Source organism: Flexivirga oryzae (genome assembly GCF_014190805.1).
GTDB classification, from domain to species: Bacteria; Actinomycetota; Actinomycetes; order Actinomycetales; family Dermatophilaceae; genus Flexivirga; species Flexivirga oryzae.
Genome location: NZ_JACHVQ010000002.1, coordinates 270484 through 285859, shown reverse-complemented (window position 1 = coordinate 285859; position 15376 = coordinate 270484). Strand labels below are relative to the sequence as shown.

Below are 15376 nucleotides of genomic sequence, written 5' to 3'. Positions count from 1 at the left end.
CGCGGGCGCCATACACCCGACAGCGACGAAGGAGACACCCGATGAGCCGGCCGATCGCAGTGGTGACCGGGGCGAGCAGCGGTATCGGCCGGGCGACGGCCCGCAGGCTGGCTGCGGAGGGTTTCGAGGTGGTGTGCGCGGCGCGGCGTACCGAGCGGGTCGAGGCGCTGGCGGCCGAGATCGACGGTCGCGCCGTGACCTGTGACGTGACCAGGGCCGAAGACGTCGCCGCACTCGCGGCGGCCGCCGGTGGTGAGGTGAAGCTCCTGGTCGCCAACGCAGGGGGCGCGATCGGCACCGAGACGGTTGCCGACGCCGCGCTGGACGAGTGGCGGACGATGTACGAGACCAACGTGCTCGGCGTCGCCGCGACCATCCAGGCACTGCTGCCGGCGCTGATCGCGGGGCGCGGCACGATCATCACCGTCGGATCCGTCGCGGGGCTGGTCGCCTACGAAGGCGGTGCGGGCTACTGCGGGGTGAAGGCTGCGGCCCGCATGCTGATGATGTCGCTGCGGCTGGAGCTGGTGGAGGAACCGGTGCGGGTCTGCGAGATCGACCCCGGACTGGTGGCGTCCGACGAGTTCTCGCTGGTGCGTTTCCGGGGCGATGCCGACAAGGCCGCCGCGGTGTATGCCGGGGTCCGCGCCCCGCTCACCCAGGAGGACATCGCCGACTGCATCGCCTTCGCCGCGACCTGCCCGGAACACGTGAACATCGACCAGCTGGTCGTGCGCCCGCGCGCCCAGGCCGCCGCGCACAAGCTGGTCCGCGAGGACGCGTAGCCGCACCCTCCTTGCCGAGAGGCCCACAAACGGTCGACAGGCCCAGAAATCCGACCCGTTCTGGCGCGATTCGGGGAGGAATTACTGAGCCTCTGGGACGTTGCTGAGCCTGTCGATCGGTGGGTGGGCGGGGGTCCGGTGGACCTGCGTGGGCGGACGGTCGGCGTACCCGGCATAGTGGCGGTGTGCAGACTGACGAGGTCCTGAACCTGCTGCAAGAAGTCGCCGAGGCCGTCATCGAGCCGCGGTTCCGGGCGCTCGCCGACGGCGAGGTGATGGAGAAGAAGCCCGGCGACCTGGTGACGGTCGCCGACCGGGAGGCCGAGGTCGAGATCACCAAGGCGCTGCGGGCGGCATACCCCGACGCCCTGATGATCGGCGAGGAAGCGGTCTCCGCGGACTGGAGCCGGCTGGACGCCGCCGCCGATGCGGACCACTGGTTCACCATCGACCCCGTCGACGGCACCCGCAACTTCGTGCACGGCTCGAAGGACTACGCGGTGATGGTCGCCGAGCTGCGCCGCAACGAGGTCGTCCGCGGCTGGATCTGGCAGCCCGAACACGAACTCGCGTATGTCGCCGAGCGCGGCGCCGGCACCTGGTGCGGCGACCGCCGGCTGCAGGTGACCGAGCGCGACACCGCCGACCCGCGGGGCCGCACGTCGCGCAGGTCGCTCATCGGGACGTCGTTCGGCGAACTCCCACCGATGGAGCTCACCTGGGTGAGCTGCGGCATCGACTACCCGAAACTCGCCGAGAACGCCTGCGACTACTTGTTCTACAACGGCGCGCTGCCCTGGGACCACGCCGCCGGATCACTGATCGTCGCGGAGGCGGGTGGCGTGACGACGTATGACGACGGCCGACCCTACGACCCGACGACCACCAGGTCACCGCTGATCGTGGCCGGGAGTGCCGGTGTCTCGCAGGCCGTCCTGAGCGCGCTCGACGGCGCACCGGTCGAGTAGCGCCGGGTCACGTGCCGGCCGACACGTTGTCGGCCGCGCTCGCGGGCAGCTGGTAACCGCGCAACTGCCGCCCGGTGGCGATGATTCCGGCGACGGCGGCGACGCAGGTCACACCCCCGAGCGACATCGCCGGCCCGGCGCCGATCACGTTGCCGACTGCGCCGGCCCGGAAGTTGCCGAGGTTGGGGCCGCCGATGCCGACGAGCTGCTCGAGCGCGCTCAGCCGGCCGCGGAACCGGTCCGGTGTTGCGGACTGGACCAGGGTCGTGCGGCTGGTGACCGCCCAGGTGTCCGCCGCGCCGGCGATCGCCAGCATGGCCAACGTGACGACGAGCAGGTGCGATGCGCCGGCGACGATCAACGCGACGCCCCAGGACATCGAGCAGACGACCATCACCAGGCCGGGATGGGCGCGATGCGTGATGACACCGCTGCACACGGACCCGGTCACACCGCCGACCGCGACCGCCGTCGTCAGCCACGCAAGCGTCTGCGCGGTGCCGTCGAAGTTGTCGTGATTGAGCGCCGGGAAGAGGGCGAACGGCATGGCGAGCAGGGTGGCCGCCAGGTCGCACAGCAACGCACCACGGACCACGGGCTGTGTTGCAGCGAAACGGAATCCGGCAACCGCGGCGCCCACTCCACGATCGGCCGTTGCCGCCTCGGGTGGCCGGTGCAGGCCGCGCAGTCCGGCGAGGGCGGCCAGGAAGCTCGCGGCGTCCAGCAGGAAACACACCGGCAGGCTGAAGCGGGTCGCGACCAGCGCCGCCAGCCCGGGCCCGATGAGCATCGACAGCTGGAACGCCAACGACGTCAAGGCGTATGCCGCGGCCAGTTCCTTCGATCCCACGACGGTCGGGGTCAGTGCCCGGCGGGCGGGCCCCGCCAACGAGCTGAGCGCCGCGGCGACCGCGGTGAACAGGATGAGCACGGTCACCCAGTGTTCGAGCACCGCCCACGCCATCAGCAGGCTGCAGCACAGCATGCCGATGGTCGCTCGCCGGGCGAGGGCCGCCCGATCGACTGAGTCGATGAACATCGATCCGGCCAATGCGATTGCGACCATGGGGATCCCGGATGCCAGGCCGAGCAGGCCCACCATCAGTGATGACCCGGTGAGGTGCCAGACGGCATACATCGCGGCGAAACTGTTGAACTGCCCGCCGACGGCGGAGATCGCGCCGCCGAGCCAGAGGTTCCGGAAGGCGGGGCTGGTGCGCAGGGGGGTGACGTCGGCGAGGACCTTCACGAGTCCTCCCGCAGGTGCTTGTCGAGCGCTTCTTCGAGGCGTTCGGCGAACGGCTGCTTCGCCAGCGCGGCCTTGATCGCGTCGACGGCCTGCATGATCGGGTGCGCGATCTCCTCGTCGAGGGCGCGCACGACGGACTCGGTCGAGCGCCATTCGGCCCGCAACAACGGGATGAGGTCGTTGGCCTCCTCGGTGAGAGTGACGATGCGCGACCGGGCGTCCTCACCCGGCTCGCTGCGCACCAGGCCCGCCTTGGCCATGGACGCGACCGTCTGGCTCATCCCCGAGTGGGACACCTCCTGGGCGCTCGCGAGCTCCTTGACGGTGAGCGGTCCGCGTCGGGACAGGGTGATGAGCGGACCGACGAAGCGGCTGCGGATGGTCTTCCCGCGGGAGGTGTAGAGCCGCTCGATGTCCTGATCCATCGTGTGCAGCAGTTGGAACAGGGGCCGGTAGTAGCTGCTGTCGAGCAGGTCGATGTCGGGCATCCGGCAAATATAACAGTGCTTATACATTCATGGAAGCCGGTGCCCGAGAGGGCCGGCCGGGGCTACTCGGGGATCCCCGGTCCGACGACCTCGAGCCCGTAGCGCGGCCCGACGTCCGCCCATTTCGGCAGCTCGACCTCCGGGGTCTGCCCGTCCGGGCCGGGCAGGCGGCGTTCGAGAGCGGGGATGCCGACCTCGTCATACAGGCTCATCAGGCCACCGGGCGTGGTGAGGGCCAGGAACCGTGCCGGGGCGGAGCCGCGGATCCGGAACGCGTGCGGAAGGCCCTGCGGCAGGTAGATGAACGATCCCGGCGCGAGTTCGTAGGTCACGTCGCCCGCTCGGTAGCTGAGTTCGCCCTCCAGCAGGTAGAACGCCTCGGACTCCTTGGTATGGCGGTGCAGCGGCGTCGCGATGCCCGGCGGCTGGGTCACCAGGGAGATGCCGAGGCGGCCGTCGGTGTCCGCCGCTGCGGCCAGGTGCTCGAAGAGTCCGCCCATGGCCCACGTCGCCGGCCCGGAACCCGGGCTGCGCACCACTACCCGATCGCTCATGACTCGCTCCAATTCATCCGAAGTTACTTCGTATCAATTGATAGCGTAAGAACCATGGCGAAGCAGGTCAAGCGTCGATACAGCTCGGCGCAACGTGCGCAGCAGGCCGCAGAGACACGTCGCGCGGTGCTGGTGGCCGCGCGGGAGTTGTTCGAGGAGAAGGGGTATGTCGCGGTCGGTGTCGGCGAGGTCGCCCGGCGAGCGGGCGTCAACCTCGACACCGTGTATCGCGCGGTGGGCCGCAAGCCGCAGTTGCTGCTGGCGGCGATCGACCAGATCCTCGGCTCGTCCGATCAGCCGGTGCCCGCGGAGCAGCGCGACTACGTGATCGCCGTCCGCGCTGCGGCGACGGCGGGGGAGAAGTTGCGCACCTACGCCGACGCGCTCGGCACACTGATGCCGCGGGCGGCACCGCTGTTCGCCGCGTTGCGTGAGGCGGCGCCCGCCGACCCGGAGTGTGCTGCGCTCGATCGGCACATCTCCGAACGACGTGCGGCCAACATGCGGCTGCTGGCGGCCGAGCTGCGCACCGCCGGGCAGGTGCGGGAGGAGCTGGACGACGACCGCGTCGCCGACCTCATCTGGTCCACCAACTCGCCGCAGTGGTTCGACCTGGTGACCTCGCGCGGCTGGAGCGCGGCGGAGTACGCCGACGCGCTGTACGACCTCTGGTCCCGGGTGCTCCTGACGTCCCCGTGACTATGCCGTGCGCGCGGACAGCTCCGCGTGACAGGCGGTCACGCGCTCGCGCCACCACTGCTCGCGGTCCGCGGTGGCGCGGTGCCGCTCGAGCAGTGCCGGGTCGGGCTGCGGCCGCCGTACTCCGAGCGAACCGCCTTGCGGGACCAGCGGATCCAGCACCACGTCACCGGCCATCAGCTCCAGCGTGCCGAGGCCGCAGGCGAAGGGCAGCTCCGGCAACGCTGCGGCGAGCGCGACACCGGCAGCGATGCCGACCGAGGAGTCGATGGCGCTGGAAACCACTGTGGAGAGAGCGGATTCGGTCGCGATCCGCAACGCAGCCGACACACCGCCGAGCGGCGCGACCTTGACCACCGCGACATCCGCCGCGCCGAGCCGCGCGACCCGCAGCGGGTCCTCGGCCTTGCGGATCGACTCGTCGGCGGCGATCCGTATGTCAATCCCGTTGTGCGCCAGTCGTTTCCGCAGGTCAATGAGCTCGTCGACGCTCGCGCACGGCTGCTCCACGTATTCCAGGTCGTATGGCGCCAGCGCCGTGATCGCCGAGACCGCATCGTCCACCGACCAGCCGCCGTTGGCGTCGACGCGCAGATGTGCGTTCGCCCCCATGACGTCACGGACCGCCGCCACCCGGGACACGTCGTCGGCCAGGGCCTGGCCGCGCTCGGCAACCTTGACCTTGGCCGTGCGGCAGCCGTCGTACCGGGCGAGCACGGGCGCGACCTCGGCGGCGGCGACCGCCGGCACGGTGGCGTTCACCGGGACGGCCGCGCGCACGGGCGCAGGCCAGGAGCCCCACGCCGCATCCACCGCGGCGCCGAGCCAGCGGGACGCCTCGAGGGCGTCATACTCCAGGAAGGGTGAGAACTCGCCCCACCCCGACGGCCCTGCGAACAGGGCGATCTCGCGGTGCAGCACCCCGCGGAAACGCACCCGCATCGGGATGCTGACGACGTGCATGGTGGCGAGGAGTTCGTCGAGGGGTGGTGTGGCGGTCACGGCATACGACCGTAGCCATAGAGTCGGGCGCGTGATCAGTGAGATCTTCGACGAGAGTGCATGGGAGCCGGTCGACGGCTTCGACTTCACCGACATCACCTACCACCGGTGTGTGCGGCCCGGCCCGGAGAAGGGCACCGTGCGGGTCGCGTTCGACCGGCCGGAGGTGCGCAACGCGTTCCGGCCGCACACGGTCGACGAGCTCTATCGCGCGCTGGATCACGCGCGGATGACGCCCGACGTGGGTGTCGTGCTGATCACCGGCAACGGTCCGAGCGTGAAGGACGGCGGCTGGGCGTTCTGCTCCGGCGGCGACCAGCGCATCCGCGGCCGGTCGGGTTATCAGTACGCCGAGGGCGAGACCGCGGACACCGTGGACGCGGCGCGGGTGAAGGCGCAGGGCGGACGGTTGCACATCCTGGAGGTGCAGCGGCTGATCCGGACCATGCCGAAGGTCGTCATCGCGGTGGTGAACGGCTGGGCGGCCGGTGGTGGGCACAGTCTGCACGTGGTGTGCGACCTCACGATCGCGTCGCGGGAGCACGCGCGCTTCAAGCAGACCGATGCCGACGTCGGCTCGTTCGACGCGGGATACGGCTCGGCATACCTGGCCAAGATGGTGGGGCAGAAGAAGGCCCGCGAGATCTTCTTCCTCGGCCGGACGTATGACGCCGAGGCGATGTACCGGATGGGTGCGGTCAACATCGTCGCCGACCACGCGGAGCTGGAGGCGGAGGCGCTGCAGGCGGCGGCCGAGATCAACGGCAAGAGCCCGACGGCGCAGCGGATGCTGAAGTTCGCGTTCAACCTGACCGACGACGGGATCATGGGGCAGCAGGTCTTCGCCGGCGAGGCGACGCGGCTGGCGTACATGACGGACGAGGCCGTCGAGGGCCGCGACTCGTTCCTGGAGAAGCGCGACCCCGACTGGTCGCCGTTCCCCTGGTACTTCTGAGCCGTATGGCGTGGCGGCGCAAGATCCCGGAGACCGACTTCGTGCGGTTGCAGCGCTGGTGTGAGTCGAAGGTGGCGCCGCACCTGCGGCACGAGGTGCGGATCGAGTGCCACATCCGCGGCACGCACGTCACGCTGTGCGAATCGCGACCCAACTGGGGCGGCGACGGCGGCTGGCGGCACCGGAAGTTCTTCCAACTGCGGTACGACGAGGAGGAGCGGCTGTGGCGGCTCTACTCGTACGCGTGGCGCACCGGACGGTGGTGGCGTTACCGGCGTCGCCCCGTGTACGAGTCCGGGTCGATGGCGCGGACGCTCGCGGAAGTCGACTTCAACTCGGAGCGCATCTTCCAGCCCGACCGCTTCTGACTCGAGAGCCGGGAGCAAAGCCATGGTGTGGACGTCGTCGGAGTTGGCGAAGTCGACCTTGCTCAGCTGGTCGACCAGATCCCTCAGCAGGTAACCGCTGAGCAACCGGTTGTTCACATGCGCGAAGATCGACGCGAGCGTGTCCTCGGTATCTCCCACACGTCCCGAGCCCTTGAACTCGCGAAGGTAGGGCAGCAACTCGCCATTGACGAACTTCAGCAGCGGATCGCCGGTGAGATGCTTTCGGCCCAGTGCGACCACTGGAAGCGGTCCACGATGGTGTCACTGTGGTGATCTCTCGGTGAGAGCGTTGACATAGGTGTCGGAGACGAGGGCGTATGCCGCAGGCACGGTCTGGGCGGAGAGGCCCAAGCCGGTTGCGAATGCTTCGTATGACCGTTGCCAGTCGGCCGGCGGTGTGGGAAGCGGGGTGGCCGGAGTTGCCGAATCGCGTTGCGAATACACCGCATCGAGACGGTGTCGCAGTCGGCGTGGGTCGTCGACGAAGCCGGCCTCGATCAGCAGTACCAGGTCGACGAGATCCTTCACCCGAGACGACGGGCGGTCGTGTGCGTAGAGCCGCGCGAATGCGTGGAACTTCTCGGCCGCGTGCTGGTAGACATCGACTGCTTCGATGGTCACCGGTCCTGCGCCGTCGACCTGCACCGGCAGTGGCACCACGAGTTGTTCGGTCGCCCCCATCACTTCCTGCACCTGGCCGACCAGATCGAGCTTGATCTGCTCGAAACGAGTGCCGTCCAGAAGCGCGGCGACCGATATGCGCCATGCGTTGGCCTCTGCGTCGTCGCCGCGCAGATGGGTCGCGGCACCGACCTCGAAAGTGAAGCCGTCGTCGATATCGGCCGAGTCGAGTAGATCGTCGAGCTCCTCTCGCAGCTCTGTGGGATCGGCGACGAGTGCCAGTTGACCGACGAAGTCGACATCACGTGTCGAGCGCGCTGTGCCAGGAAGCCGAACCTCCAGGCAGAAGCCGCCCTTGAGGATGAGCCCTGCCGGTGCCAGCCGGGCGATCAACCGCTGGAATACGAGACTCCGCCGCACTCGATTGGCATCCTGGTCCTGCTCGGCGGCCAGTCGGCGGATGTGGTCATTCACGGCCTGCGTGCGCCGCGAGGAGGTGCTCATGCCTTCGCTCGCGTGAGTGCGCGCTCCAGTCGAAGGGCTGCCCGGTCACTTGCGTTCGCGGTGAGGCGCAGCAGGCGGCGCGGCGTCGTCATGGAGCGCTCGAGCGCGTCGGAGACTGTCTGGTCGACGATCTCCTGGGACGTATCGCCGTCCGCAATGTCGAGCAGGGTGCGATCCACGGAGGTGAGTTGCCATGAGCCGCGTCTTTCGATGTCGCGGTCGGCGAGCCGACCCGTGTGCAGGATGACCGCATCGTCGCGTGCCCGGAATCCGACTGGCACGGTCAGGTGCACGCGGGCTGGGTTGACATCCGACAGTCCGTGGACGGCTAGGGCCGAATCATGGGAGATCACACCCACGCCGCCGCTCCACAGGACCCACCGTGCGTAGGTGTCGGCCGGCCCGCTCGGCCATTCCGGTAGTCGGAAGAGACCGCGATCCACGCGCAGCCAGTTGCCGTGATCGACGTGGTACTTCTGCGCCTGGTAGCTGTACCCGACCTCTTTTGCCTGAGCCGCGGAGAAGTAGCCGGACTGGCCGAAGGCGACCTTGTGGAGCTGGCGTCGTAGATCCTGACTTGGCCCGGGCACGCGCCCACCATAGCAGAATGAACTATATGAAAATTTTAGTTTCATGTGTGAATGGTTCGTCAAACTAAAGTTTTTTCTGGCATTCAGATAGACGTAGCCCTGCGCTGCGTCGACGATGCCGGGCGTTGCGTCGAGCACGTAGTCGACTCGGCCGTCGGGAAGCTCGCGTTCGGTGTTGCCTGCAGACACACCTGTCGTGCTTTGACGGGATATTCCGCATGGATCTGGTCGTCCTGCCACCCGGAGCCGGCGAGCGCTGGCAGCACGAAATTGCGGCATGTGTCTGCCTCCGACCTGCCGAACGCGCCCCCCGCCATACCAGCAAGGTATCTGGTCCTGGCGACAGCACGACGCGCCTCCACAGAACGCGTTCGCGGGGACGTTGAGTTAGCTGCCGGCCCCTGTGTCTCTCATCGAACGGACCCACAACCCACCCAGCGGACCTTCTTGTATGCCGGGCACTGGTAGCTCTCGAGGCAGACCGGGTCCGCTCGATCAGTGGAGGGATCAGCTGGAAAGCTGCTGGTGCTCCTGCGCATCCGCGACGCTGACCGTCGTACGTCCGATCTTGTCCAGGGTTCTGTCGAACACGGTGATCAGGAGGAACGCCGCCGCGACGCCGATGACGACCGAGCCGAGGATGTGCAGCCCGCCGGTGGTGGCGCGGGCGCCATACACGTTGCCGTAGATGACGCTGGAGATGATCGCGCCGAGGTACATGAACGTCCGCAGCAGCCCGGCGGAGGACGCGATGCGCTCGGGGTCGGCCTGGAAGTAGAGCGTGTTCTGTATCGCGAGGCTGTTCAGACCCTGCGGGATGCCGAGCACGACCATGCCGATGACCAGGAACCAGATCGGCGAGCCGCCGGTCATCAGGACCACCAGCACCCCGGCGACCAGTTGCGCGATCGAGCCGATGGTGAGCTTCCACTTGACCTCTGCGCGGCGCCCGAACGCGATCGCGAACACGATCCCCGACAGAAAGATCGGCAAGAGGACCAGGCCGGCGGCCGTGGCGTCGAGGTCGCGCCCGTCCTCGAGCCACTGGGTGAACCCGTAGATGAACGTGTAGGAAATGATGGCGGTGAGCGTCGCGCGCAGGTAGGTCAGCAACAGTGGCCCGTTCCCGACCAGCACGCGTACGTCGATGAACGGCTCGGCCGCGCGGAACTCCCACCGAACCAGGCCGGCACCGGCGAGGAGTGCCACGACGAGCAGCCAGCTCAGTCGGGCCGAGAGGTCCTGCAGGAAGACCAGCAAGCCGAGCATCGAGCCGGCGAACAGCACGATGCCTGTCCAGTCGATGTGCGGCCGCTGACCCGCCGGTGGTTCGAGCCCGGTCCGGCGTGGGAAGAAGATCCAGCCGAGGACCAGGCTCGCGAGGCCCAGCGGCAGGTTGACCGCGAAGGTGGCCCGCCAGCCCCAGGCGCCCACGAGCAGCCCGCCGAGGGTGGGGCCGATCACGGCAACCGTCTGGGTGGTGACCGACAGGGTCGTCAGCACCCCGGCGGGTGACCGTATGCCGGTGCGCTCCGCCTCCGCCCGGATCATGTGCATGGCCGCGGGGTATCCGGCACAGGTGCCGAGGCCCAGAATGACGCGAGCGACGACGAGCCACCACAGGCCGCTGTGTGCATTGGGGGCGACGAGCCCGATCAGGCCGGCCACGGCGACGAGCGCGCCGCCGGTGAGGAAGAGCGGCTTCACGCCGAAGATGTCGACCAGTCGGCCGACGAGCGGCTGCCCGATCGCGGTCGTGAGGTAGAGCGCCGAGATGAGCCAGACCGTCTCGTTGGCGGGTGCGCCCAGGGCGACCCCGATCGGCGTGAGCGCGACCGCGATGATCGCGGTGTTGATCGGGTTGAGGACAGCCCCGAGCATCATCGGAGCGAGCAACCGGGTGTCGAAACGATCGGCGGGTGCTGGCCGTGCCGCCATCAATCGAGGACCCGTTCGAGGATCGCGGTCGCCGCGGCGAGCGTCTCCAATTCAGCCGGCGTGACCTGCTCGGTGAGCACGTCCTCGAGCCAGGCGACACCGGCCTCCTTCTGCCCCTCGACCTGAGCCCAGCCGTCTGCGGTGAGGTCGACGATCTGGCGGCGGCCGTCGTTCGGGTCCTTGCTGCGGGTGACCAGGCCGAGCGCCTGGAGTGCCTCGACGGTGGCGGCCATCGACTGCGGGCGGACCCGTTCGGCGATGGCCAGGGCGCTCACCGTCGACACGCCGCCCTTGCTCAGCCGGGACAGCGCCGACGCCTGGGACGGAGTGATGGATTCGACCGGCGTGGTCTCCCGCAGCTTGCGCAGCAGGCGCGCGACGACGGCGCGAAGGTCGATCGCCACCTGGAACGGTGTGGTGGGCGCAGCCTGTTTCGTCATATGGACAGGTTAAACTGTACAGTTTGGACTGTCTAATTTCGCCTCCGGAAGGACCCTCGTATGACGACCGCGCTGCTGCTCATGGACTTCCAGAACGGGATCGCCGGCCGACCGGGCTTCGAGCCCGTGGTCGACGCAGCGGACGAAGCGCTGAAAGCCGCCCGTGCGCAAGGGATTCCGGTCATCTTCGTGCGCGTGGCATTCCGCCCCGGTTACCCGGAGGTCCCGGCGTCCAACCTGGCGTTCAGTGCGCTGGCCGCCGGCGGCAACGGCATGCATCACGATCAGCCACCGACGCAGATCATCGACAGGTTCGGTCCTCGCGACGACGAACACGTGGTCGTGAAGAAGCGCATCTCCGCGTTCGCGGGCAGCGACCTCGAAATGCTGCTGCGCGGTCTCGGCGTCGATGCGCTCGTGCTCGGTGGACTCTCCACCAGCGGTGTCGTGTTGTCGACGGTCCGGCAGGCGGCCGATCTCGACTACCGGTTGACCGTCCTCGCCGACGCGTGCGGTGACGGCGACCCGGAGGTGCACCGCGTGCTGACCGAGAAGGTCTTCCCGCGGCAGGCCGCCGTCACCACCGTTGCGGACTGGGCAGAGTCGCTGTCGTCGGCCGAGTAGCACGTCGTCAGTGCGAACTACGACACCGAGCGAAGTCCAGGTCGTACACTTCCCGTTGGGGAAGGCCGCGTCCAGCGGCCTCGTGGTGATGGCTCCGGTGTGCCGCCAAACACCGCTCGTATGTCGCGACGAGTCGCTGAAATTGCCGCTCTCTCAATTCATTTCGACGTCGACGAGGACCGCCCCGACTGGCCGACCGTGGGCATCGAGGTCAACGGCAGGAATCCGTTCGAGGCGGTGGCCTCGGGCTGGCGGGGTTTCGATCCGGCCGACATGTTCGGCCCGGAGCAGCCACTGCTGCCGATCCACATCGGTCGTCGGGTCGCCGTCCATCGCTGCTCGTGCGGCGAACCGGGATGCGGTGTGATCGCGCCGTACATCACTCGTTCGGCGGATGGACGGCGCATCAGCTGGTCGGACTTCCGTGACTACGTCGGCGTCTTCAGTGGGCCGGTGAGGGACGATGTGACGGGCGAGGACGGCGAGCCGTGGGAGTTGCCCGCCATACATTTCGCTGCGGAGCAGTACGAAGCCGAGGTGCGGAGAGCAGCGGCCGATCGATCGTGGGAGACACCTCGCCGTGTCATGGCGCGCCTTGTCGAGCAACGGATGCGCGACCGCGGGCTCGGGCTGACACCGGACTTCAGGCTGGGCTGGGTGTCGCCGGCCCGGCAGGCGGACGGTGTGGATCTGGCGTTCGAGCCGGTGGACACCCGGCCGAGATCGGGCCCGCGACAGGTGCTGCTGCGCATCCCGTGCGACACCGCCGATCCGCACCGAGCGGCCGGAGAGATCGTCCATCGGTTGTCAGCGACAGCGCCGGAGGATCGCATCTGGACCTTCGGGTGGGGATGGCAGGAGTGATCGAACAGCCCTGGAGGTGTTGCGGTTTCGTCATACCACGAGCCGCAGGGCGCGGTCGGCGCGCCCGATCCGCACGGTCTGCCCCCAGGTGAGGGTGAGCGCGTCCGCCTCGATGCCGTCGCCGAACGCGACGAGCCGGTCCGAAGCGACCGTGAGTGCGAGTTCGCCGCCGACCAGCTCGCCCTCGGTGACGCCGACGCCCGTCGCGGGCGACGGCCACGCCTCGCGGACGAACCACACCAGCCGGGGTTCGTATGGCGAGGGCAGTGGCAGCGCAGTGTGCCGCTCCAGGGCGATCGAGCGGCACCAGCCGGTGGCGCCCGTCCCGGTCGAGACGATGACGCCCGACGACGCCTGCGACTCCGGTCGTGCGCCCGGCGCGAACAGGTCGTAGCGCGCGGTCTGATGGCTCGGGCTCCCGACGAAGATCTCGTTGAGTGCGAGCAGCTCCTGCCCGTCGTCGAGGCCGGCGCGGACCATCGTGCGCTCGGCGACGTCGTCGGTGGACCGGAGTAGTTCGCCGAGGTCGCGGGGCGAATGTGTCACGAGCACACCGGCGTTGCGACCCGGCTCCGGGTCGATCCCGACAACCGGTTGTCCCTCAAGGTATTTCGCCACATTGGCGACCAGGCCGTCCTGTCCGACGACCACGATCACGTCGTCGGGTGCGAACAGGAAACGTGAGACATCCGCGCGTTCGACCGAGCCGCGTCGCCAGTCCACCGGTACTGCGGCCGTCACGACCTCCAGCGCCCGCTGGGTCACCCGGTGCCGCTCCTCCAATTCGGCGATGTCGCGGCCACGGCTGCGCAGGAAGAACGCTGCCTGCCCGCGGGTGCCGTGGGTGGCGAGCAGCTCGTCATACTCCGTGCGCCGGTGGACGACGACGACCCGTGGGGTCGCACTCATTTTGCGCCGCCGCCCAGCTGCGCGAGCGCCTTGCTGACCAGGTCCGGGCTCAGCACGAGGGTGTCGATCTGCGGCAGGTTGGCGGCCAGTTCCTTGACGGCCAGCGCCAGCAGGACCGCCTCCGGGACGTCCTGGTATGCCGCAACGCGTGCCGCCTCTGCGTCTCCCTCGGCGGCACCGGCGAGCCGGGTGCCCTCGGCGGTCGCTTCGCTCAGGGTGACGGTCCGCCGCGCCTCCGCCGCGGCGGCGATCGCGCCGGCGGCAGCCTGCTCCTGCGCCTCGCGCCGGGCGTTGGCACCGCGCTGGCTGACCAGCTGCTCCTCGCGCCGGGCGAGCTCGATCTGGGTCTGCAGCTCGTTCTCGCCGATCGCGCGCTCGCGCTCGACGGCCACCGCGCGCCGCTCGAACGTCGCCTTGTCGGCATCCTGCTGCACCTGCTCGCGCGTCGGGGTGCGCAGCGCCTTCTCGACGTCGGGCTCGGGTCGCAGGGCGACGACGCGGACACCCACGACGGTGATGCCGGTCTCGGCGAGGCGGCTGTCGTTGCCGAGCCCGCCCGCGATCACCGAGCGCACCGGTCCGACGCCGCCGGCCATGGCCGTCGGCAGGTCGACCGTGGCGAGCAGGTCGATGGCGTACTGCTGCGCCGACTCCACGAGCAGCCCCGCGACCTGGTCGAGCGGCGTACCCCGCCATACCCCTGTGTCGGGGTCGATCGAGAAGTCGATCCGGCCCGCGGCGGTCGCGGGATCGGTGACCCGGTAGGTGATCGTCGCCTGCACCGTGACGTCCTGGAAGTCGCTGGTGCGCGCGTGGAAGAGCAGCGGCAGCTCGCGGTCGTCGACCGGCACCTCGTTGAGCACCGCGGAGAGCGGGCGGAACCAGAACGACGCTCCGGTGCTCGAGCGGACGGTCTTGCCGTCCCGGATCTGTTGGACGTGTGCGGTGCCCGACCCGCGCAGGTGTCGGACGAACGGGTAGCGGGCGATGTCAGCCATGGCGACCTCCTTGGTGATCTATTGTCGTCGCAATGATGATAAAACATCGAAGCAATTAACGTCAAATCGACGAAAAAATGACATTTGGCGGCCCTCCCTTCCTGATTGACCGGCATACCAATGTTTTGACCGGCATACGGATTTGAACCTGATCCGTATGCCGGTCGATGCAGGGGTATGCCGCTCGATCAGAAGGCGTGGGGGTGCGCGGGTGGGGGTGCGGTTGCGTCAGGGGTGACGTGCGTCAGTGGTGGTGGCGGTGCGGGCCCGGGTGGCGTGACGCCTCGTGCGGCGCGAGCGCCTGCTGCAGCAGGTCGCGCAGCGTGTCGCGCTGCTCGGGGGAGAGGTGCCCGAAGAATTCGTCGCCGCGCCGTGCGCGCACCTGCTCGATCCGCTGCCGCAGCACCCTGCCCTCGTCGGTCAATCGGATCGTCACCGCGCGCCGGTCGGCGGGGTCGGGTGCTCGCTCGACCAGGCCGCGCTCCTGCAGGTCGTCGACCACCTCGGTCGCCGAGCGGGGCGCGATGTCCAGCCGCGCGGCGATGTCGCCCAACCGCGGTGGCGTGGCGCCGTACCGCGCCACCACGCCGAGGGCTCGCCCCTGACTCGGGGTGAGGCCGAACGGCTCCAGTTCACTCCTGCTGGACCGCCGCAGCGCGCGGGCGGCGTGCATCACCAGGTGGCTGAGCGAGGGCTGGTCGTCCGGGCCGCCGGGGGCGGCCGCGTGGCGGGGGCTGTACGGCATACGGGAATGGTATGGCGAGTGCAGTGGTTACACCAATGTGAGGTAACCTCACTA

At 69.0% G+C, this 15376-nt stretch carries 19 protein-coding genes; 8 read left to right on the top strand and 11 right to left on the bottom strand.

Features of this window, described 5'->3' with window-relative positions:
* The first annotated feature begins 41 nt into the window (after nt 1–41).
* Together FHU39_RS14330 and FHU39_RS14325 are read left to right on the top strand one after the other, a co-directional pair.
* Nucleotides 42–785, top strand: coding sequence for an SDR family NAD(P)-dependent oxidoreductase (locus FHU39_RS14330; RefSeq protein WP_183321284.1), 744 nt, complete (start codon nt 42–44; stop codon nt 783–785).
* 185 nt (nt 786–970) lie between these two features.
* Nucleotides 971–1753: an inositol monophosphatase family protein gene (locus FHU39_RS14325; protein WP_183321283.1), complete on the top strand. Its 783-nt coding sequence runs from the start codon at nt 971–973 to the stop codon at nt 1751–1753.
* A gap of 7 nt (nt 1754–1760) precedes the next feature.
* Here FHU39_RS14325 and FHU39_RS14320 read toward each other — a convergent pair whose 3' ends face one another.
* The 3 genes from FHU39_RS14320 to FHU39_RS14310 all read right to left on the bottom strand — a co-directional run bounded on the left by FHU39_RS14320 (nt 1761) and on the right by FHU39_RS14310 (nt 4044).
* A complete protein-coding gene (locus tag FHU39_RS14320; protein ID WP_183321282.1) occupies nt 1761–3002 on the bottom strand; it encodes an MFS transporter in 1242 nt (413 codons plus the stop codon).
* Nucleotides 2999–3490 (bottom strand): MarR family winged helix-turn-helix transcriptional regulator, encoded by a 492-nt coding sequence (locus tag FHU39_RS14315; RefSeq protein WP_183321281.1) that lies wholly within the window; start codon nt 3488–3490, stop codon nt 2999–3001. Before FHU39_RS14315 ends, FHU39_RS14320 begins: the two co-directional genes overlap by 4 nt.
* A gap of 62 nt (nt 3491–3552) precedes the next feature.
* Nucleotides 3553–4044, bottom strand: coding sequence for a cupin domain-containing protein (locus FHU39_RS14310; RefSeq protein WP_183321280.1), 492 nt, complete (start codon nt 4042–4044; stop codon nt 3553–3555).
* Between the two features lie 54 nt (nt 4045–4098).
* Between FHU39_RS14310 and FHU39_RS14305 the strand changes: the two genes are divergently transcribed.
* Nucleotides 4099–4743 carry a TetR/AcrR family transcriptional regulator gene (locus FHU39_RS14305; protein WP_183321279.1) on the top strand — a complete coding sequence of 215 codons (645 nt, stop codon included), beginning with the start codon at nt 4099–4101 and terminating at the stop codon, nt 4741–4743.
* Here the strand turns inward: FHU39_RS14305 and FHU39_RS14300 are convergent, their stop codons facing one another.
* The gene (locus FHU39_RS14300) at nt 4744–5745 is read right to left on the bottom strand and encodes an o-succinylbenzoate synthase (RefSeq protein WP_343065902.1); all 1002 of its coding nucleotides are present in this window, start codon (nt 5743–5745) and stop codon (nt 4744–4746) included.
* A gap of 31 nt (nt 5746–5776) precedes the next feature.
* On the opposite strand from FHU39_RS14300, the gene FHU39_RS14295 reads away from it, so the two are divergent.
* Genes FHU39_RS14295 through FHU39_RS14285 form a run of 3 tightly spaced genes read left to right on the top strand, consistent with a single transcriptional unit; the run spans nt 5777 to nt 7362 of the window.
* Nucleotides 5777–6700 (top strand): 1,4-dihydroxy-2-naphthoyl-CoA synthase, encoded by a 924-nt coding sequence (locus FHU39_RS14295; protein ID WP_183321815.1) that lies wholly within the window; start codon nt 5777–5779, stop codon nt 6698–6700.
* A gap of 5 nt (nt 6701–6705) precedes the next feature.
* Nucleotides 6706–7068 (top strand): DUF3024 domain-containing protein, encoded by a 363-nt coding sequence (locus FHU39_RS14290; protein ID WP_183321277.1) that lies wholly within the window; start codon nt 6706–6708, stop codon nt 7066–7068.
* 27 nt (nt 7069–7095) lie between these two features.
* Nucleotides 7096–7362: a hypothetical protein gene (locus FHU39_RS14285; protein WP_183321276.1), complete on the top strand. Its 267-nt coding sequence runs from the start codon at nt 7096–7098 to the stop codon at nt 7360–7362.
* Here the strand turns inward: FHU39_RS14285 and FHU39_RS14280 are convergent.
* The 4 genes from FHU39_RS14280 to FHU39_RS14265 form a co-directional block, all read right to left on the bottom strand.
* Entirely contained in the window at nt 7351–8214 is an 864-nt protein-coding gene (locus FHU39_RS14280) for a nucleotidyl transferase AbiEii/AbiGii toxin family protein (RefSeq protein ID WP_183321275.1), read from the bottom strand. The genes FHU39_RS14285 and FHU39_RS14280 overlap by 12 nt on opposite strands.
* Entirely contained in the window at nt 8211–8993 is a 783-nt protein-coding gene (locus FHU39_RS14275) for a type IV toxin-antitoxin system AbiEi family antitoxin domain-containing protein (RefSeq protein WP_221185542.1), read from the bottom strand. Before FHU39_RS14275 ends, FHU39_RS14280 begins: the two co-directional genes overlap by 4 nt.
* 318 nt (nt 8994–9311) lie before the next feature.
* Nucleotides 9312–10742, bottom strand: a complete 1431-nt coding sequence (locus FHU39_RS14270; protein WP_183321274.1) for an MFS transporter — start codon at nt 10740–10742, stop codon at nt 9312–9314.
* A complete protein-coding gene (locus tag FHU39_RS14265; protein ID WP_183321273.1) occupies nt 10742–11182 on the bottom strand; it encodes a MarR family winged helix-turn-helix transcriptional regulator in 441 nt (146 codons plus the stop codon). The genes FHU39_RS14270 and FHU39_RS14265 overlap by 1 nt, the downstream gene beginning before the upstream one ends.
* 60 nt (nt 11183–11242) lie before the next feature.
* Between FHU39_RS14265 and FHU39_RS14260 the strand changes: the two genes are divergently transcribed.
* On the top strand, nt 11243–11806 hold the full coding sequence (locus FHU39_RS14260) for a cysteine hydrolase family protein (RefSeq protein WP_183321272.1): 564 nt from the start codon (nt 11243–11245) through the stop codon (nt 11804–11806).
* Nucleotides 11807–11926: 120 nt separating this feature from the next.
* The gene (locus FHU39_RS14255) at nt 11927–12670 is read left to right on the top strand and encodes a hypothetical protein (RefSeq protein WP_183321271.1); all 744 of its coding nucleotides are present in this window, start codon (nt 11927–11929) and stop codon (nt 12668–12670) included.
* 30 nt (nt 12671–12700) lie between these two features.
* On the opposite strand, the gene FHU39_RS14250 is transcribed toward FHU39_RS14255, so the two are convergent.
* From FHU39_RS14250 to FHU39_RS14240, 3 genes are all read right to left on the bottom strand, one after another.
* Nucleotides 12701–13579, bottom strand: a complete 879-nt coding sequence (locus FHU39_RS14250) for an NAD(+)/NADH kinase (protein WP_183321270.1) — start codon at nt 13577–13579, stop codon at nt 12701–12703.
* On the bottom strand, nt 13576–14577 hold the full coding sequence (locus tag FHU39_RS14245; RefSeq protein WP_183321269.1) for an SPFH domain-containing protein: 1002 nt from the start codon (nt 14575–14577) through the stop codon (nt 13576–13578). The genes FHU39_RS14250 and FHU39_RS14245 overlap by 4 nt, the downstream gene beginning before the upstream one ends.
* Nucleotides 14578–14821: 244 nt before the next feature.
* Nucleotides 14822–15322, bottom strand: coding sequence for a MarR family winged helix-turn-helix transcriptional regulator (locus FHU39_RS14240; RefSeq protein WP_281379737.1), 501 nt, complete (start codon nt 15320–15322; stop codon nt 14822–14824).
* Nucleotides 15323–15376 lie beyond the last annotated feature (54 nt).